Raw genomic sequence first — 18,684 nt, 5'->3', positions numbered from 1 at the left:
ACATGAAAACAAAAATCATTATAGTAGTTTTAGCCATACTGGGTATGAGTTGCAACTCCAAAAAAGATGAAAGCGAAACCACTGGTAAAGAGGTTTCCGAAAAAATAGTTACGCTAACAGATTCACAACTTAAAAATGCGGGGATAGTTAGCGAACCTATGCAAAAAAGAACCATTTCGGCCACAATTAATGTGAATGGTGTCATTGATGTGCCACCACAGAATCTGGTTTCTGTGAGCATGCCTTTGGGAGGTTATTTGAAAAACACCAAATTACTTCCGGGTATGTACGTCAAAAAAAATGAAGTTATTGCCGTGATGGAAGATCAGCAATACATTCAGTTGCAACAAGAATATTTAACGGCACAATCTAAACTATTTTTTGCCGAAAAAGAATACGAACGCCAAAGAGATTTAAACCGAGATAAAGCCAGTAGTGATAAAGTGTTTCAAATGGCTGATGCAGAATACAAAAACCTCAGAATCACAGTCAACGCCTTAGCCGAGAAACTAAAATTAATTCACATTAACCCTAAATCGCTTTCTGAAAAAACTATTTCTAAAAGTGTCAATATCTATTCTCCCATAAATGGATTTGTCTCAAAAGTCAATGTAAATATTGGTAAGTATGTTAATGCTTCTGATATACTATTCGAACTCATTAATCCTGATGACATTCATTTAAACTTAAAAGTATTTGAAAAAGACATTAACGGACTTTATATTGGACAAAAATTGGTCGCTTATTCTAACAGTCAGCCTGATAAAAAATACAATTGCGAAATTATTTTAATCAGTAAAGACATTTCATCTATTGAACATAGTGCAGAAGTTCATTGTCATTTTCAGCAATACGACAAAACCCTTTTGCCGGGAATGTATATGAATGCTGTAATTGAACTAAAACGAGAAGCTGTGCTTACTTTACCCGAAAAAGCCATCGTGACTTTTGAAGGAAAAGAGTATGTTTTTGTTCAATTGGATAATCATAAATTTGAAATGATAGCTGTAAAAGTGGGAAACAGTGAAAATAGTTTCACCGAAATTCTCAACAGTGAAGTCTTAAATACCAAAAACATTGCTGTCAAAGGCGCATACACCTTGTTGATGCAATTAAAAAACAAATCGGAAGAATAAACATTTAGGTTTGAAATAACAAAAAAGCACTTCAATCGGAGTGCTTTTTTTATCTTTACCAAAAACAAATTCATGTCCAAACTTCCTCATATCGGCACGAGTATTTTCACTGTAATGTCACAGATGGCAACAGAACACCAAGCTATTAATCTGTCTCAAGGCTTTCCGAATTTTCCCATTGATGAACGACTAATCGCTATTCTTTCTAAACTTGCCAAAGAAAATATTCATCAGTATACGCCCATGAGTGGTTTGCCTTCGCTTTTGGATAAAATAGCAGTGCTCACCCAACAATCTTATGGTAGAACGGTTTCTGCCAAAGAAGAAATACTAATCACAGCCGGCGCAACAGAAGGCATTTTTGCAACAATTCAAGCATTAGTCAGAGCCAATGAAGAAGTGATTATTCTCGACCCGAGTTATGACTGCTACGAAGCGCCGATTTTATTAAGCAATGCCAAACCAATAAGGGTTTCGCTCAACATTGACTTTACTCCTAATTGGGAAGTGATTTCGGCTGCAGCTAATGAAAAAACCAAACTCATCATCATCAACAATCCGCACAATCCAACGGGAAAAATGTGGACAGAAAATGATTTTGTTCAATTGGAAAAATTAGTTGAAGCTTACCCTAATCTCTTAGTGCTTTCAGACGAAGTTTATGAATACATCACTTTTGAGGAACCCCATATTTCGGTACACCATCGACCAAAATTGTGGCATCGGAGTATTTCTGTTTCGTCATTCGGGAAGTCATTTCACATCACCGGTTGGAAAATCGGGTACGTCATTGCACCGGAAAACATTATGAAAGAGATTAAAAAAGTGCATCAGTTTTTGGTTTTCAGTGTGAGCAGCATTGCCCAACATGTACTAAACGACTATATCGATTTGGTTGACGTGAAAGCTCTGGGACAGTTTTACCAACAGAAGAGAGATTTATTCAGAAACTTGATTAAAGAAACCAAACTCGAATTGTTGCCTTGCGAAGGGACTTACTTTCAAGTGGCTTCCTATGCCAATATTTCAGATGAAAATGATTTAAATTTCACTAAAAGATTGGTCACCGAATTTGGCGTGGCCACAATTCCTATCTCTACTTTTTATGCTAATGGCAATGACCATCAATGCATACGATTTTGCTTTGCCAAAGATGATGAAACCCTTGAAAAAGCAGCTGAACGTTTGATAAAATTATAGTTGTTTACTATATGTCAACCTCATTTTAAATAAGTAAACTCAAAAAAATCTATTTTTGGGATATGAATTTATGGAAATCTTTTTTGTTTTTGCTCACAATTGGCTTCGTTAGTGTTGGTTATACCCAAACGGCTCCCAACAAGTTGCTGCAAAAAGGTTGGGCCGAACTCGTCAAAGACAACGAAACCGAAGCCTTCAAACATTTTTGGGAAGCCAATGAAAAAGCCACAAAAGAAAAAAACACCAAAGACAAAGCCGATGCACTATTCTATTTGGGCATTTGCTCCTATGGTTCGAGTTTGGAAAAAGGACTTCAATTTGCCACACAATCCTTAGACCAATACAAAAAATTAGAGAAGACCAATGGCGAAGACGCCAAAATAGGTCGTTACAAATGCCTGCAACTCATCAGCACAATTTATAGTCGCCAAAAAAAGTATGAAGATGCCAAGCTACTGAGTATAGAAGTCGTTGCCGAACTCCAAGATAAAAAAGACAGCACCGGAACTTTAGGCTTAGCGTATAACAGTTTGGGCGGTTTGTTTGAATTAGAAAACGATGCTGAAACTTCCGAGAAATATTTCAAATTGGCTTTAGCCGAATTCGAAAAATTGAATAATGTCGCCTATTTACCGACGACTTATTTGAAATTCGGAGAATTGGCGAAGCAAAAAAATCAAAAGGAAAGCAGTTTAAATTACTTCAAAAAAGCACTCGAATTAGCGGAGAAGACTGAGAACAAACAAGCTCAAGTTTACGCACTGATTGCGCTTGGGAAATGGCATTTGAACTTTGAAAACAACTTTATCGTAGCCGAAAATTATTTTGGAAAAGCTAGAATCATCGCCATTCCGTTGACAGACAAACTATTCGAAATCAAAACCATAGAAGGTTTAATTGAATTAAAAAAGAAGCAAAACGATTTTCAAAAAGTGAGTCAATTGCAAGAAGAAGTGATTCAAATTAAAGACAGCTTTTATTCTTTCGAAAGAGAACAAATTGTAAAAAGTCTCGAAGTACAGTTTGAAGTTTCTGAAAAAAACAGAAAGTTCGAATTGATTTCCAAAGAGCAAGAAGTTTCAAAATTGACCAACTATCTTTTGATTACTTTATTGGTATTGCTAATTTTAATTTTTACTATTTTGTATTTCTTCCTCAAAAGAATCAACAAACGTGACAAACAATTACTCAAAACCAAAGAAGAATTGGTTTCCTTGATGGAAGAGCAAAAAAGCTTAAAAGAGCAACAATTCCAAAACGACATCGAACACAAAGAAAGTCAGCTAAGCGCCGTAACTATCCAAATGATTGAGAAGAATGAGATTTTGGATGAAATCAAAAACATCATCAACAAAAAAACACCGAATTCGGAAAATGAACTCAAGAAACTAGTTAGTAAATACACTATTCAAGACAACAACTGGCGCGACTTTGACAACTATTTTGAAAGTGTGAATAAAAACTTCTACACACGTTTAAAACAAAAATATCCGGATATCAGTTCGAATGATTTAAAAATTTGTGCGCTAATCAAACTGAATCTTTCCATCAAAGAAATGGCTTCTATTCTCAATATTTCTCCCGACAGCGTAAAAACAGCGCGTCACCGTTTGAGAAAAAAACTCCAATTAACGACTGAGGAAAACCTAACCGATTTCATTCTCAGCGTATAAAACCATTTAAATTCAACAATTTACACTACTGTTTACCTTTTGTAAACCCGAAAAATTAAACAGAGAAAAACAAGCTTTATAATTTTGACTAAATCAAAAATTAAAAAGCTATGAAACATTTTTTTACTACAAGTATCACCTTATTGTCACTGCTGACAGCCTTAATTAATCCCGAGAAAAGTTTGGGACAATCACCAATATTGCAGTTTGCCAAATCAATGGAAACCCAACACGAGCATGGTGTTTGGTCGCGTTCTACGGTTACCGACAGCAACGGAAACATTTACATTACCGGTTTGTACCACGGAACTGTGGATTTTGATACCAGTACAACCGGTAGTTTCCCGTTGGTTTACCAAGGCGGAACGGTCAACGTTACCGATGGCGAAGCCGATGTTTATGTGGCCAAATACAATTCGGCCGGAGAATTTCTTTGGGCCAAAAACCTCATTGAACCCACTTTTGCTAATATGAACGAAGAACGCGGTTCGGCAATGATTGTTGACGAAAACAACAATCTTTACATAACCGGTTTTACCAGTACAAGAGGTTTTTTTGTCTCGAAATGGAACAGCGATGGGATTGAAATTTGGACGAAATATTTCGATGATGTGGAAGAAAATTTTGTTTCCACCTTTGCTTTGAAAAAATTAAATAATTCCATTATTGTTTCCGGACTTTTTGCCGGCACAATGGATTTTAATCCTTCAGTGTCACAAACACAAGAATTGACCGCCTTTAATAATGATGGTTTTCTTTTATCACTTTCTGATACAGGTAATTTTGAATGGGTAAAGCAATTCAGATGCAATGGTGTTGTATTGCTTAGCGGATTGGAAGTTGATGACGCTAATAATATCTTTCTTAGCGGCATTTTTTTAGGAACCGTCGATTTGAATCCGAGCCCAACGTCCAGTACTTTTATCACCTCACAATCCGTTTCATTTGGTGCTATTAGTTCAGGTTTTCTGGCAAAATTTAACAGCAGTGGAGAACTTATTTGGAACAGACATATCAGCGGTACAAATACCACCGACGCTTTTATGACTTTTATCAAAAAAGACAGCAATAACAACATTATTATGACTGGTTCTTACAAAGGAAATGCAACGTTTTTACCCACTGCAACTTCATTGGACACGAACGGGTTTTACAGTTCTTATTTGGCCAAATACAATACTAACGGCGATTTACTTTGGACCAAACAATTCGGGACACCAACGACAACGCAAACTACATTCTTTCCGTCTTCATTTTCTGCCAATGTCATTGTAGACCATTGCGACAATATTTATGTCTCGGGTGAATTTCAAGGCAATTGTGATTTCAATCCTGCTGCTGAAGAAAAAGTATTGAGCACTTTAAACAATACCATCGATGCTTTTGTTGCTTCTTATTCTTCTTCAGGCGAACATTTATGGTCAATGGATATTGGCAAATTCGGCAATGTGGTTTTTGTGGATTTTAATGGCTATTTGCCTATTGCATTAGACCAAAATAATGATTTGGTCATTACCGGAAGTTTCAGAGGTCAGCTCGATTTTGATCCTTCAACTTCCAGTGAATTTCTTTTGAATTCTAACAACAACGGAATACCCAATAACGCCGGTTTGTTTATCGCCAAATATGAAAATCCACTGACTTGTCAATTGAACAATGAAGCGTTTGAAGAGTTCAATTTTGAAGTTTACCCGAATCCGTCGAATGGTTTAGTTACAATTTCAACAAAAGAGTTTGATCAAAATACCCATTTAACTGTATTTGATATCAGCGGCAAAAAAGTATTTTCAGGTAGTATAGAGAATGAAGTTACCACTTTAAATCTTGGGAATCTTGGAAGCGGTATTTATATTCTCAAACTAACTTCAGACAATAAATCATCCAATAAAAAATTGATTATAAAATAATTAACACCTTCAAAACCATGAAAATGTTTTAATGATGTTTACCTATTGTCTACCTAAATTTTGAGCGAATTTGAAATCTTATCTGTACTTTTGATTTTAAGAAATTGCTATGAAAAAATTTCTGTGAATTAAAAGCATATCACATGAAACAGAATTGTCTCTTTTTAAGTTTCGTTTTATTACTCACATCTGCTATGAATGCTCAAGTGGTCAATGGGAATTTTGAAAACGTAAAGCCAAATCTTTTACCCAGCAATTGGGGAATGAATTTTACGCAACCGGTTACGATTAACATCCCAAATGGGGAATCAACTTCTCATCAAATTCTATTCAACACAAACGTTCCTTCAATGGTTTATGCTTCAACGGATGCGCTTAACGGACAATATTCAATGGAAATATCGAATGCTTATAACGCAACGCAAAACGAAGTAATTCCCGGAAGCGCAACTATTTTCAGCGATGCAACTCAGGATTTTCCGGGTTGGAATGCCGGTGTTCCGATTGATCAAGGTGCTCAAGTTTACATGATTGGCTTCTATTACAAATTTTTACCTAAAGGCGATGATGTGGCTGAAGCCAAAATAGAAGTTTTTGATGTTGATGGAGAATTAATTGGTCAAGCTGAAGTAGATATTATGGGAACCAATAGCCAATTTGCCTATATCTACATGCCGATTAATTTTACTTCAAATGCTGTAAAAAGTTCAATGAATATCACATTTTCAATGGCAAAATCAGGTTCTACGCCAACATTCGGCAGTCGATTATTAGTAGACAATGTGGTAACTAATTTTGCAGCTTTAGGGTTGGATGACAATCCGATTACAAATGAATTTACCTTGTATCCGACTTTGGCAGACAATGAATTAAACATCATTCCGGGTCATTTGCAAAGTGATTTAATTGACTATAAAATTGTAAATATACAAGGCAAAGTGGTTAAGCAAAACACCACTACAGAAAACTCCGGCTATGTCTATACAATGGATGTAAGCCAATTAAGTTCGGGGATGTACTTTTTACAAGTCAATTCAAAAACAGGCAGTATCACCAAAAAATTCATCAAAAAATAAAACGTTTAAGTTAACAAGCAAATTGTGTAAACCGGATTGGAATTAATCACTTCAATCCGGTTTATTTTGTTTCTGAAGTCTAAGTTTATATATTTACACTCGAGCCCGTAGGGCGAAATGAATGTAGTTAAAAAAATAAAACTTTATGGATTTTTCAGCAAAAATGCTTCGCGATAATGCCTTGGCAGACAAAGTAATTGTAGTAACCGGTGGCGGAAGTGGCTTAGGTAAAGCCATGACCAAATACTTTTTGGAATTAGGTGCCAAAGTCGCCATTACTTCCAGAGATATCGAAAAACTAAAAACCACGGCAACAGAATTAGAAACCGAAACGGGCGGAAAATGCTTGTCATTACAATGCGATGTGCGTCACTACGACCAAGTCGAAGCGATGTTAGCTGAAGTTTTAAAAACCTTCGGTAAAGTTGATATTTTATTGAACAATGCAGCCGGAAACTTTATCTCGCCTACAGAAAGATTATCGGCCAATGCTTTTGATACCATTATTGATATCGTTTTAAAAGGTTCCAAAAACTGTACGCTGGCATTCGGGAAACATTGGATAAATACCAAACAAACCAATTGTAATGTCTTAAATATTGTAACTACTTATGCATGGACAGGTTCGGGTTATGTAGTGCCAAGTGCAACTGCCAAAGCCGGCGTTTTAGCCATGACACGCAGTTTGGCAGTAGAATGGGCTAAATACGGAATCCGAATGAACGCCATTGCTCCCGGACCATTTCCAACCAAAGGCGCTTGGGACCGACTGTTACCGGGCGATTTAGCCGAAAAGTTTGATATGGCCAAAAAAGTGCCGTTAAAAAGAGTTGGTGACCATCAAGAACTAGCCAATCTCGCGGCTTACCTGGTTTCCGATTTCTCCGCTTACATCAATGGAGAAGTAGTGACTATCGATGGTGGCGAATGGCTGCAAGGCGCAGGACAATTCAATATCTTAGAAAAAATCCCTCAGGAAATGTGGGATTTGTTGGAAGCTATGATTAAAAATAAGGGAAGTAAATAAAAGTGTTCAGTGTTCAGTTATTAGTGTTCAGTAAAATAAGTATCAAAAAGCTTATAAATCAGTAAAACTCGTTTAATCAGACAACTGAATACTAATTACTGAATACTGAACACTAGTCTCAAAACTTTACCGAAATGTTAACAAATAAGCCTTGACAAACCCATAATTAATCGTATTTTTACGGCTCAAAATCTATCATATATAAATGGGTAAAATCATTGCAATTGCCAACCAAAAAGGTGGTGTCGGGAAAACAACAACTTCTGTTAATCTTGCTGCATCATTGGGCGTATTAGAAAAAAAAGTGTTATTAATTGATGCTGATCCTCAAGCGAATGCGAGTTCAGGTTTGGGTATTGATGTTGAAAGTATTGAAATTGGTACTTACCAAATTTTAGAACACAGTAACACTCCGGCAGAAGCAACAATTTCTTGCTCAGCACCTAACGTTTGGGTTATTCCGGCGCACATTGACTTGGTGGCCATCGAAATCGAATTGGTTGACAAAGAAAACCGTGAATATATGCTGAAACAAGCTTTGGAAAGCATAAAAGACCAATACGATTACATCTTGATTGATTGCGCGCCATCATTAGGATTATTGACTTTAAATGCCTTAACCGCGGCCGATAGTGTCGTAATTCCGATTCAGTGTGAATACTTTGCTTTGGAAGGCTTAGGAAAATTGCTGAATACTATCAAAAGCGTACAAAAAATACACAATCCTAATTTAGATATTGAAGGCCTTTTACTGACTATGTATGATTCGCGTTTGCGTTTGTCAAACCAAGTCGTGGAAGAAGTTCAAAAACATTTCAACGATATGGTATTCAAAACCATTATTCAACGCAATGTAAAATTGAGTGAAGCGCCAAGTTTTGGAGAAAGCATCATTAACTTTGATGCCACGAGCAGAGGTGCGACAAACTACTTAAGTTTGGCACAAGAAATTATCAAGAAAAACAGCAATTAAGCCATGGCAAAAGCGATAAAGAAACAAGCCTTGGGAAGAGGATTATCTGCCCTATTAAAAGATCCTGAAAATGATATCAAATCGGTAAATGATAAAAATGCTGATAAAGTGGTTGGAAACATTATCGAATTGGATATTGAATCGATTGAGATTAATCCGTTTCAGCCGAGAACTAATTTCAACGAGGAATCTTTACAGGAATTAGCGTCTTCTATTAAGGAATTAGGGCTTATCCAACCGATAACCGTTCGTAAATTAGACTTCAATAAATACCAATTGATTTCAGGAGAACGCCGTTTGCGCGCTTCTAAATTGGTCGGATTAACCACTGTTCCTGCTTACATCCGAATCGCCAATGACAATGAGTCGTTGATTATGGCTTTGGTGGAAAATATCCAGCGTCATGATTTAGACCCAATTGAAATTGCCCTTTCGTACCAAAGATTAATTGATGAAATCCAATTGACACAAGAACAAATGAGCGAGCGCGTTGGTAAAAAACGTTCAACTATCGCTAACTACCTAAGATTATTAAAGTTAGACCCGATTATCCAAACAGGAATTCGAGATGGCTTTATCAGCATGGGACATGGACGTGCGATTATCAATATCGAAAACCAAGACATACAATCCGATATTTACCAAAAAATTGTCAGCCAAAATCTATCGGTTCGTGAAACGGAAGCTTTGGTAAAAAACTACCAAGACAGTTTAAAACCAACTTCGGCTAAAGCCAAAAAAGGAGAAAGTTTTGCCATCGCAGAAGACCAAAAAAAGGCTTTCACCAATTTCTTTGGCACCAAAATCGACGTAAAAATAGCCGGAAACGGTAAAGGAAAAATCACTATTCCTTTTCACTCTGAAGAAGATTTTAACCGCATTATCAAATTAATCAAAGATTAGTGAATAAGCTACAGTACATAATTGTTCTTTTCTTTCTGTTTGGAAATCAAAGTCTTTTTTCACAAGAAGTGATCAATGGTTTAGTAGTAACCGATACTACTAAAATGAAAGAAATTGATCCGCTTACTCCTGCTAAAGCTGCTTTTTATTCTGCTATTTTACCGGGCTTAGGTCAAGCTTACAATAAAAAATACTGGAAAATACCCATCGTTTACGGTGCTATCGGAACGAGTATGTATTTCTACCTTGACAACAACAAAAAATACCACAGTTATCGTGACGCTTATAAAAGAAGATTAGCCGGATTTACCGGTGACCAATATTCTTATTTAGACGATTCGCGTTTGGTACAAGCGCAACGCTTTTACCAACGAAACAGAGACTTGTCGCTTATGGTAACCATTGGATTTTATATTTTAAATATTGTTGATGCCAATGTTGATGCGCACTTAATCCAATTTAATGTCAACGACAAACTTTCGGTCGCTCCTGATGTTTACCAAAATGATTTTACGGCTAAACCCAATGTTGGTCTAACATTAAATTATAAATTCTAATGAAAATTGCACTTCTGGGATACGGAAAAATGGGTAAAGTGATTGAAAGAATCGCTTTAGAAAGAGGACACGAAATTGTTCTGAAAAAGGACGAATCCAATACGTATGAAGGCATTGAAAAAGCCGATGTTGCTATCGATTTCAGTGTACCGATGGTAGCTGTTGAAAATATTTCTACCGCTATCAATCAAGGAATTCCGGTGGTTTGCGGCACAACGGGTTGGTTAGAACAATATGACGAAGTAGTGGAATTATGCCAAGAAAAAAATGGTGCATTTTTATATGGTTCTAATTTTAGCTTAGGTGTCAATTTATTCTTTGAACTGAATGATTATTTGGCCAAAATGATGGCAAGATTTTCTTCGGTTTACAAAGTGTCGATGGAAGAAATTCACCACACTCAAAAACTGGATTCTCCAAGCGGAACAGCTATTTCCTTAGCCAAAGGCGTAATCGAAAATTCAAACTACACTTCTTGGACCGAAGAAAAAGCAACCGAAAATCAGATTCATATCGATGCTAAAAGAATTGAAAATGTACCAGGAACACACAGTGTTTACTACAGTTCTGACGTTGACTTTATCGAAATCAAACACGTAGCGCATAATCGCGAAGGCTTTGCATTAGGTGCTGTTTTGGCAGCCGAATGGATTGTTGGAAAAAACGGCGTGTTTTCTATGAAAGACGTACTCGATTTAAAATAGTAAAATTGTAACAAAAGCTCAGTTTGATAAACTTATAGCGAATAAACTTTTAAACCCAACATTATGTCAACATATCAATGGTTAGTGTTTTTCTTGATTGTTCAAGTGATCCATGGTTTAGGTACTTGGAAATTATACGAAAAAGCAGGAAGAAAAAAATGGGAAGCTTTTGTGCCGGTTTACAATGCGATTGTTTTGATGAAAATCATTGGTCGCCCAACTTTATGGACACTACTCCTATTCGTTCCAATCATCAATTTGATTATGTTTCCGGTGGTTTGGGTAGAAACTTTAAGAAGCTTTGGCCGAAAATCAACCGCTGACACTTGGTTAGGAATTTTCACTTTTGGTCTTTATATTTATTATATCAATTACACACAAGACGTTACCTATATCTCCGACAGAAGTTTAGTCGCTTCAACCAAAACCGGAGACACGATTAGCTCTATTCTTTTTGCGATTGTAGTAGCGACTTTAGTGCATACTTATGTAATGCAACCATTTACGATTCCAACCTCTTCCTTGGAAAAATCATTGTTAATTGGAGATTTTCTATTTGTAAGCAAGTTTCATTACGGCGCCAGAACACCAATGACGACTATAGGCGCGCCAATGGTTCACGATACATTGCCCATCATCAAAACAAAATCTTATTTGAGTTGGCCACAATTGCCTTACTTCAGATTTCCCGGTTTTGAAAAAATCGAGAAAAATGACATTGTTGTTTTCAACTGGCCGGCAGATACCGTTTACAAATTTTTTGACACTTCAGGAAGAAGTATCATAAAGCCGATTGACAAAAAATCAAATTATGTAAAACGTTGTCAAGGAACTCCTGGTGACAATCTTGAAATTAAAAATGGTGTGGTACATATCAACGGAAAAGAATTGATTTTACCGGAAAGAGCGAAGCCGCAACATGCCTATTACATGACTTTTGATGCCAATGTGCCTATCGATTTTGATTATGTTTTAAAGCAAGTTGGTGCAACTGATGGCGCCGGATTTATAAACCAAACCACAAGAGATACTATTTTCATCAAAGCATTAACGAATGAAGGAGCTGCTGCTTTGAAGCAAATCAGTGGAATCAAATCGGTAACCAAGGTTATTAATAAAAATGTTGAGGCGAATATTTTCAGCCGCAATCCAAACTGGAGTTCTGATAATATGGGACCAATTTACATTCCAGAAGCGGGAAAAACGATTACTTTAACCAAAGAGAATCTTCCTCAATACAAAAGATTAATCACAGTTTATGAAAAACATGATTTAAAAGTAGTGGGTGACGATATTTACATTGATGATCAAAAAGTAACCACTTACACTTTCGCTCAAAATTACTATTGGATGATGGGAGACAACCGAAACAACTCTGAAGATAGCCGTTATTGGGGATTTGTACCTGAAGACCATGTCGTTGGAAAACCGGTATTTATTTGGATGAGTTGGGATACCAATGGTAGCGGTTTAAACAAAATTCGTTGGGACAGAATGTTCACCACCGTAAGTGGCGAAGGCCAACCTCAATCTTACTTAAAATACTTCTTAGGCTTAGTCGTTTTGTATGTTTTAGGTGATTATTTCTGGAAAAGAAGAAAAAACGCAAAAGCTTAATTGTTTATAGGTTGTAGGTTATAAGTTAAAAACGTACAACTTACAACATAGAACTTAGAACCTACAAATGAACAACATCCTCATCCATCCGAGCTATTTTCCTTCCATCAGTCATTTTGTGGCGATGGCTCAATGTGATTTGGTTACTTTTGAAATGGATGACAATTTTCAAAAACAAACCAACCGCAACCGAATGTACATTTACAGTCCGAATGGTATTCAGTTGCTCAATATTCCTATAAAACATTCTAAAGAAGCGCATCAAAAGACCAAAGACATCAAGTTGGAAACCGCTTTTGATTGGCAAAAACAGCATTTTAAATCGCTCGATGCGGCTTATCGAAGTTCTCCATTCTTTGAGTATTTTGAAGATGACATTCGTCCGATATTTGAAAAAAAGCACGAATTCTTAATGGACTTAAATCTTGAGACGATGTCGATTGTGTCCAAATGTCTCGGACTCGAATTTGACTACAACGAAACCACCGAATATTTCCACGAAGTAACCGATAAAGTTGATTTGCGACATTTGGTCAATGGGAAAAAGGATAATTCTCAATTTGAACCTTTTACTCAAGTTTTCGGAGAAAAACATGGTTATTTGAACAACTTAAGCATCTTGGATTTATTGTTCAATGAAGGTCGATATGCTTTGGATTATTTGAAGAAGCAACAACTGTAATTACTTCACAAAAGAAAGTCTGCTCATCACCGGAAAGTGATCTGAATTCTCAAATTTGGAGAAACTTTTAAAACTCTTGACTTTCATCTTTTTATTGGCAAAAATGTAATCTATCCGCGCCGGATAATATTTGAATTTATACGTCTGTCCAAAACCATTTCCGGCTTCTTCAAAACAATCATTCAAATCACCTTTTATATTTCGGTAGATATAAGAAAACGCACTATTGTTCATATCGCCACAGATGATGACAGGATATTTACATTCTTTTTTGTGGTTGACTAAAATGGCTGCTTGCTGTTCTTGTTTTTTAAACGCCTCTCTAATTCTACCAAAAACTTGTTGCGATTTGTTTTGGTCAATCGCCTCAACGTGCTCCTGAATTTCATTCACATCCGGAGATATTTTTATCGATTGCAAATGAATATTATACACGCGAATCGTGTCTTTTCCCTTTTTAATATCGGCATAAATGATGTTATTTCCGGCTTCCGGTATTTTAAAATCACCTTTGTTGAAAATAGGAAATTTGGAAAAAATAGCTTGTCCGGTTTTGATTTGCTTTCCTTCCATAAAAACGGCTTTGTATTTGTAAATTCTTAAATCCACTTTGGCATTTTCTGAATATTCTTGTATGCAAAGAATATCAGGGTTTTGCTCGTTGATAAAAGACAAAATGGTGTCACCGATATGATCATTCGGAAGCCAATCAAACAAGTTAAACAAGCGTACATTGTAGCTCATAACCGTAAAATCTTTTTCTTCCTCGGGTAAGTCATTGGAAGAAAACTTATAGAACTTATTGATAAAAGTAATACCTAGTAATAAAACCAATCCTGAAAGCATCACTTGCCTTTTTAACTGAAGTAACCAATAAATAAAAAACAAGGCGTTTAAGATCAGAAACAACGGTAAAATCAAGGTCAAAACCGAAAGTAGTGGAAACAACTTAGGCGCCAAAAAAGGCAACACATAGGCAATAAAGGTCAATACAGTCACGACTATATTGAATCCGAAGACCACTTTGTTAAACCACGATAGTTTCTTCATTTACAATTATTTCCCTGCTTTGAAAAGAAATTCTTTTTCTTCACTGGTTAGGCTGTCATAACCCGATTGACTGATCTTATCTAAAATCTCATCAATTTGTTGCTGGGTTTTGTCTTTGGCAACAATTTTACTTTCTTTTTTAACTGTAGGTTTTTTGGGGTTAACGTGTACTTTTTTGAATGGTGTGGATTTCTTTGGGCTAAACAAATGAGTAAAAAAATCAATTATCGCACTCACCATCCGACTCAAATCGGTTCCGTTTTGCAATAACTTGATGTAAATATAACCAAAAAATGCTCCGCTCAAATGCGCTATATGTCCACCGGTATTATTCATTTGAATTTGGAGTAAATCCAATAACAGCAATACACCTGTAATGTGCCAAAGTTTGACATTACCAATCAACAACAATCTTAATTCCATTAGTGGCTGATAGGTCGTTGTAGCTACCAATAAAGCCATGATTGCTGCCGAAGCGCCAACCATCAATGAAGAATGACCAAGCAAATAAAAACTTAAAACATAAACCAATCCGGCAAAAACTGAGCCTAAAAGATACAAGCCAAGATATTGTTTTTGTGTAAAAAAGGTTAGAAATAATCGGCTGGAAAAATGCAAAACCATCATATTGAAAAACAAATGCAAAAATCCGTCATGAAAAAAAGCATAAGTCACTAAAGTCCATGGCTTGTATACAATAGCCAAAGGCTCCGAAGAAACCGCTAACCAATCCGGATAAGCAAAAACACCGGTCTTAAATTGGTAAAACAACGGAATAGACAACAAAAAAACACCCACATTCCAATAAACCATTTTATTGGCAATGCCGCCTATTTTGTACTGCAATTTTATGTCTTCAATGATGCTCATAATTTAATTCCAACGATTTTTATTGAATGAGTTTTTCTTCCAATACCACATCATGAGAAATCCGGTTAAAGCACCGCCTAAATGCGCAAAGTGAGCAATTCCCGTTCCGCCACTGCCAAAAATAGAACTGCCTTTAAATCCTAAAAATAAATCAACTGCCAATAATCCCGGCACAAAATATTTGGCCTTGATAGGAATTGGAACAAACATCAGTGCCAATTCAGCATTGGGAAACATAAAAGCAAAAGCGGTTAATAACCCATAAATCGCTCCGGAAGCACCAACAGCCGGAACCAAATAACTTGACATCATGCTGTTAAAATCACTTAACGGAATTATATTTTCCCAATTGGTATCATATTTTCCTTCCGCTAAAATCTTTAAAATATCAGCTTGGTTTTGACCGTTTTCAACTAATAAATTTACACCATGGTGAAAAGTATAATAATTCATTCCCATGTATAATAATGAAGCACCTATTCCACAGGAAATATAAAAGAACAAGAACTTTTTTGAACCCCAAAAATGTTCCAAGGCACTTCCAAAAGAATACAAGGCAAACATATTGAACAGAATATGCATAAAGTTAGGCATCTTCGCATGCATAAACATACTGGTCAATGGCTGCCAATATCTAAAACTTGGACTTTCAGGATAATACAAAGAAAACAATTGGTAAGCTACATCGCCCACATAATTGGAGCCAATGTAAAATATAACATTAATAATCAGTAACTGCTTTACAGTATCGGTCATTCGCATCATAAGCTGAATTTTTTATCTAAATCTTCCACACTCATCGTGATGAAAGTTGGTTTTTGAAACGGTGACACATTCGGTTCTTTGCAAGCAAAAAGATTGTGCACCAAATTTTCTTGTTCTTTTTCGGTTAAATACGTTCCGGTTTTAATGGCCAAACTTCTTGCCATCGACTTGGCAATCGTGTCATTTTGAGAAAAACTATTGTCCGGAATACCGTCTTGTAAATCACTCAATAACTCTTCCAAAACGATAGAAATTTCGCTTTCAGTCACATTGACAGGCAAACCTGAAATGAGTACATTGTCATCTTCAATAGCTTCAAAAACAAAACCGGTATTTTCGAGTGATGTTTTCAGTTCGGCCAACAATGCTACTTCGTCTGAAGAATAAAACAACTGCAAAGGAAATAACAATTGCTGACTTGATGCTTGCTTCACGGTCATGCTGGTTAAGAACTCTTCGTATAAAACACGTTCGTGCGCTCGTTTTTGGTTGATAATCACCATACCCGATTTGATTGGGCTGACAATGTATTTTTTATGAATTTGATAAGTGCGTTTGACTTCTTGTTCTATTTCATTTTCTTCAAATAAAGAGGAAGTTACAGCCTCATTTTCAAAAGTCATTTCGGCAATTTCTTGTCCGGCTTGTTTTAAACCAACATATAAGCTTTCCCAACTCGGTTGCGCTTCGGGCTTTCTATAATTAGAAGAAGAAGCAAAAGATTTACTGGGTTGCTTGTCTTCTGAAAATGGATTATAACTCCTATCGACTTGAATCGTAGGATACTCGGCTTCTTTATTTTGGTATTGATAAGGCGTGTCTAAATTGGGGTCGCGGTCGAAATCCAATACCGGAGCGACATTAAACTGTCCTAAACTGTGTTTGATAGACGAGCGCAAAATAGCATACAACGCATGTTCATCGTCAAACTTAATTTCGGTTTTGGTCGGATGAATATTGATATCAATCGTATGCGGCGGAACATCTAAGTATAAAAAATAACTTGGTTGTGCGCCATCTTTCAGCAAACCTTCATAAGCCGCCATGACAGCATGGTGCAAATAACCGCTTTTGATAAATCGATTGTTGACAAAAAAGAATTGCTCTCCTCTATTTTTTTTAGAGAATTCGGGCTTTCCTATAAATCCTTGCAGGTTTACAATCTCGGTGTCTTCTTTTACCGGAACTAATTTCTCATTGGTTTTACCCGAAAAAATATTGACGATGCGTTGTCTGAAATTCGATATCGGCAAGTTAAACATTTCACTGCCGTTGTGGTACATTGTAAAATGAATATTCGGATGCGCCATCGCGACGCGTTGGAATTCATCAACAATATGGCGTTGTTCAACGGTTTCCGATTTTAAAAAATTACGGCGTGCCGGAATATTAAAAAATAAATTTTTGACCGCAAACGAAGTACCTTTAGGCAAAACTGCCGGTTCTTGAGAAACAAATTTGCTGCCTTCAATAATTATGTGAATACCTAATTCTTCTTGCTCTTGTTTGGTTTTCATTTCCACATGCGCAATCGCCGCAATAGAAGCCAAAGCTTCACCGCGAAAACCTTTAGTATGCAAAGAAAATAAATCTTCCGCTTGACGGATTTTAGAAGTCGCATGCCGTTCAAAACACAAACGCGAATCGGTTACGCTCATTCCTAAACCATTATCAATAACTTGAACCAATGATTTTCCGGCATCTTTAATGATGAGTTTGATATCGGTGGCTTTCGCATCAACAGCATTCTCCAATAGCTCTTTCACTACCGAAGCCGGTCTTTGCACCACTTCGCCGGCAGCAATTTGATTGGCAACGTGATCAGGAAGTAATTGAATTATACTAGACATTCTTTTTTAAGTATTCAGTGTTTTATTATGGCTTCAGTATTTGGGTAACCGAAGCAAGCAAATTTAAGGAAAAAGTATTGGGATTTATAGTTAATACTTCCCTAAAAATAAAAAACCTATTCACAAAGGAATAGGTTCATATTATATATTCAAAAGGAATAAAATCAAATTGTTTTTCTTCTCAAATCAGCCATTTTAATTGCCGCGATTGCTGCTTCAGTTCCTTTGTTACCATGAATACCGCCGCTTCGATCGATAGATTGCTGTTCGTTGTTATCGGTTAATAAACAAAAGATAACCGGAACATCCGTTTGCACGTTCAAATCTTTGATGCCTTGGGTTACGCCTTCGCAGACAAATTCGAAATGCATCGTTTCGCCCTTAATCACACAACCAATCGTAATCACCACATCTACTTCTTGAGTAACAATCATGCGTTGCGCTCCGTAAACCAATTCGAAACTTCCGGGAACATTCCAACGGATAATATTTTCGGGTAACGCACCACAGTCTAACAAAGCTGCTTCAGCTCCGTTATACAAACCATTTGTAATATGATCGTTCCATTCTGAAACAACAATCCCAAACCGAAAGTCTTTCGCGTTTGGGATTGTGTTTTTATCGTAATTGGATAAGTTTTTGTTTGCCGTAGCCATAATTTAGGATTGTTCAGTCATCAGCTATTAGTGTTCAG

General features: G+C 36.5%; 17 protein-coding genes. 12 read left to right on the top strand and 5 right to left on the bottom strand.

Going from position 1 to position 18,684, the window contains the following annotated elements; genetic code table 11:
• Positions 1-2 precede the first annotated feature (2 nt).
• From C8C84_RS09070 to C8C84_RS09015, 12 genes are all read left to right on the top strand, one after another.
• A complete protein-coding gene (locus C8C84_RS09070) occupies positions 3-1,136 on the top strand; it encodes an efflux RND transporter periplasmic adaptor subunit (protein ID WP_121313247.1) in 1,134 nt (377 codons plus the stop codon).
• Positions 1,137-1,208: 72 nt separating this feature from the next.
• Positions 1,209-2,336 (top strand): methionine aminotransferase, encoded by a 1,128-nt coding sequence (locus tag C8C84_RS09065; RefSeq protein WP_121313245.1) that lies wholly within the window; start codon positions 1,209-1,211, stop codon positions 2,334-2,336.
• 62 nt (positions 2,337-2,398) lie between these two features.
• Positions 2,399-4,009, top strand: coding sequence for a hypothetical protein (locus C8C84_RS09060; RefSeq protein WP_121313243.1), 1,611 nt, complete (start codon positions 2,399-2,401; stop codon positions 4,007-4,009).
• A 110-nt stretch (positions 4,010-4,119) separates the two neighbouring features.
• The gene (locus C8C84_RS09055; protein WP_121313241.1) at positions 4,120-5,916 is read left to right on the top strand and encodes a T9SS type A sorting domain-containing protein; all 1,797 of its coding nucleotides are present in this window, start codon (positions 4,120-4,122) and stop codon (positions 5,914-5,916) included.
• A gap of 143 nt (positions 5,917-6,059) precedes the next feature.
• A complete protein-coding gene (locus C8C84_RS09050; protein ID WP_121313239.1) occupies positions 6,060-6,992 on the top strand; it encodes a T9SS type A sorting domain-containing protein in 933 nt (310 codons plus the stop codon).
• A 145-nt stretch (positions 6,993-7,137) separates the two neighbouring features.
• On the top strand, positions 7,138-8,019 hold the full coding sequence (locus C8C84_RS09045) for an SDR family oxidoreductase (RefSeq protein WP_199717124.1): 882 nt from the start codon (positions 7,138-7,140) through the stop codon (positions 8,017-8,019).
• 205 nt (positions 8,020-8,224) lie between these two features.
• Entirely contained in the window at positions 8,225-8,992 is a 768-nt protein-coding gene (locus C8C84_RS09040) for a ParA family protein (protein WP_121313235.1), read from the top strand.
• Positions 8,993-8,995: 3 nt separating this feature from the next.
• Positions 8,996-9,895: a ParB/RepB/Spo0J family partition protein gene (locus C8C84_RS09035; protein WP_121313233.1), complete on the top strand. Its 900-nt coding sequence runs from the start codon at positions 8,996-8,998 to the stop codon at positions 9,893-9,895.
• Positions 9,895-10,452: a DUF5683 domain-containing protein gene (locus C8C84_RS09030; protein ID WP_121313231.1), complete on the top strand. Its 558-nt coding sequence runs from the start codon at positions 9,895-9,897 to the stop codon at positions 10,450-10,452. The genes C8C84_RS09035 and C8C84_RS09030 overlap by 1 nt, the downstream gene beginning before the upstream one ends.
• Positions 10,452-11,156 carry a 4-hydroxy-tetrahydrodipicolinate reductase gene (gene dapB, locus C8C84_RS09025; protein ID WP_121313229.1) on the top strand — a complete coding sequence of 235 codons (705 nt, stop codon included), beginning with the start codon at positions 10,452-10,454 and terminating at the stop codon, positions 11,154-11,156. The genes C8C84_RS09030 and dapB overlap by 1 nt, the downstream gene beginning before the upstream one ends.
• Positions 11,157-11,219: 63 nt before the next feature.
• Positions 11,220-12,773 (top strand): signal peptidase I, encoded by a 1,554-nt coding sequence (gene lepB / locus C8C84_RS09020; RefSeq protein ID WP_121313227.1) that lies wholly within the window; start codon positions 11,220-11,222, stop codon positions 12,771-12,773.
• 67 nt (positions 12,774-12,840) lie between these two features.
• Entirely contained in the window at positions 12,841-13,455 is a 615-nt protein-coding gene (locus C8C84_RS09015; RefSeq protein WP_121313225.1) for a WbqC family protein, read from the top strand.
• On the opposite strand, the gene C8C84_RS09010 is transcribed toward C8C84_RS09015, so the two are convergent.
• The 5 genes from C8C84_RS09010 to ribH form a co-directional block, all read right to left on the bottom strand.
• Positions 13,456-14,505: an endonuclease/exonuclease/phosphatase family protein gene (locus C8C84_RS09010; RefSeq protein WP_121313223.1), complete on the bottom strand. Its 1,050-nt coding sequence runs from the start codon at positions 14,503-14,505 to the stop codon at positions 13,456-13,458.
• Positions 14,506-14,511: 6 nt separating this feature from the next.
• Complete coding sequence (locus C8C84_RS09005) at positions 14,512-15,375, bottom strand: rhomboid family intramembrane serine protease (protein ID WP_121313221.1); 864 nt, start codon at positions 15,373-15,375, stop codon at positions 14,512-14,514.
• Between the two features lie 3 nt (positions 15,376-15,378).
• The gene (locus C8C84_RS09000; RefSeq protein WP_121313219.1) at positions 15,379-16,140 is read right to left on the bottom strand and encodes a rhomboid family intramembrane serine protease; all 762 of its coding nucleotides are present in this window, start codon (positions 16,138-16,140) and stop codon (positions 15,379-15,381) included.
• Positions 16,137-17,990, bottom strand: a complete 1,854-nt coding sequence (gene mutL, locus C8C84_RS08995) for a DNA mismatch repair endonuclease MutL (RefSeq protein WP_121313218.1) — start codon at positions 17,988-17,990, stop codon at positions 16,137-16,139. Before mutL ends, C8C84_RS09000 begins: the two co-directional genes overlap by 4 nt.
• A 164-nt stretch (positions 17,991-18,154) precedes the next feature.
• A complete protein-coding gene (ribH, locus tag C8C84_RS08990; RefSeq protein WP_121313216.1) occupies positions 18,155-18,646 on the bottom strand; it encodes a 6,7-dimethyl-8-ribityllumazine synthase in 492 nt (163 codons plus the stop codon).
• Positions 18,647-18,684 lie beyond the last annotated feature (38 nt).

This window comes from Flavobacterium sp. 102 (assembly GCF_003634615.1).
Classification (GTDB): Bacteria; Bacteroidota; Bacteroidia; order Flavobacteriales; family Flavobacteriaceae; genus Flavobacterium.
Note: the sequence above shows the minus strand (reverse complement) of the source record. Positions and strands in the feature narration are given on the sequence as shown.

Coding starts and splice junctions, on each gene's coding strand:
- C8C84_RS09035 (WP_121313233.1), top strand. CDS start 8,996: ATGGCAAAAGCGATAAAGAAACAAGCCTTGGGAAGAGGATTATCTGCC.
- C8C84_RS09045 (WP_199717124.1), top strand. CDS start 7,138: ATGGATTTTTCAGCAAAAATGCTTCGCGATAATGCCTTGGCAGACAAA.
- C8C84_RS09055 (WP_121313241.1), top strand. CDS start 4,120: ATGAAACATTTTTTTACTACAAGTATCACCTTATTGTCACTGCTGACA.
- C8C84_RS09015 (WP_121313225.1), top strand. CDS start 12,841: ATGAACAACATCCTCATCCATCCGAGCTATTTTCCTTCCATCAGTCAT.
- C8C84_RS09065 (WP_121313245.1), top strand. CDS start 1,209: ATGTCCAAACTTCCTCATATCGGCACGAGTATTTTCACTGTAATGTCA.
- C8C84_RS09010 (WP_121313223.1), bottom strand. CDS start 14,505: ATGAAGAAACTATCGTGGTTTAACAAAGTGGTCTTCGGATTCAATATA.
- lepB (WP_121313227.1), top strand. CDS start 11,220: ATGTCAACATATCAATGGTTAGTGTTTTTCTTGATTGTTCAAGTGATC.
- dapB (WP_121313229.1), top strand. CDS start 10,452: ATGAAAATTGCACTTCTGGGATACGGAAAAATGGGTAAAGTGATTGAA.
- C8C84_RS09005 (WP_121313221.1), bottom strand. CDS start 15,375: ATGAGCATCATTGAAGACATAAAATTGCAGTACAAAATAGGCGGCATT.
- mutL (WP_121313218.1), bottom strand. CDS start 17,990: ATGTCTAGTATAATTCAATTACTTCCTGATCACGTTGCCAATCAAATT.
- C8C84_RS09050 (WP_121313239.1), top strand. CDS start 6,060: ATGAAACAGAATTGTCTCTTTTTAAGTTTCGTTTTATTACTCACATCT.
- C8C84_RS09060 (WP_121313243.1), top strand. CDS start 2,399: ATGAATTTATGGAAATCTTTTTTGTTTTTGCTCACAATTGGCTTCGTT.
- C8C84_RS09000 (WP_121313219.1), bottom strand. CDS start 16,140: ATGATGCGAATGACCGATACTGTAAAGCAGTTACTGATTATTAATGTT.
- ribH (WP_121313216.1), bottom strand. CDS start 18,646: ATGGCTACGGCAAACAAAAACTTATCCAATTACGATAAAAACACAATC.
- C8C84_RS09040 (WP_121313235.1), top strand. CDS start 8,225: ATGGGTAAAATCATTGCAATTGCCAACCAAAAAGGTGGTGTCGGGAAA.
- C8C84_RS09070 (WP_121313247.1), top strand. CDS start 3: ATGAAAACAAAAATCATTATAGTAGTTTTAGCCATACTGGGTATGAGT.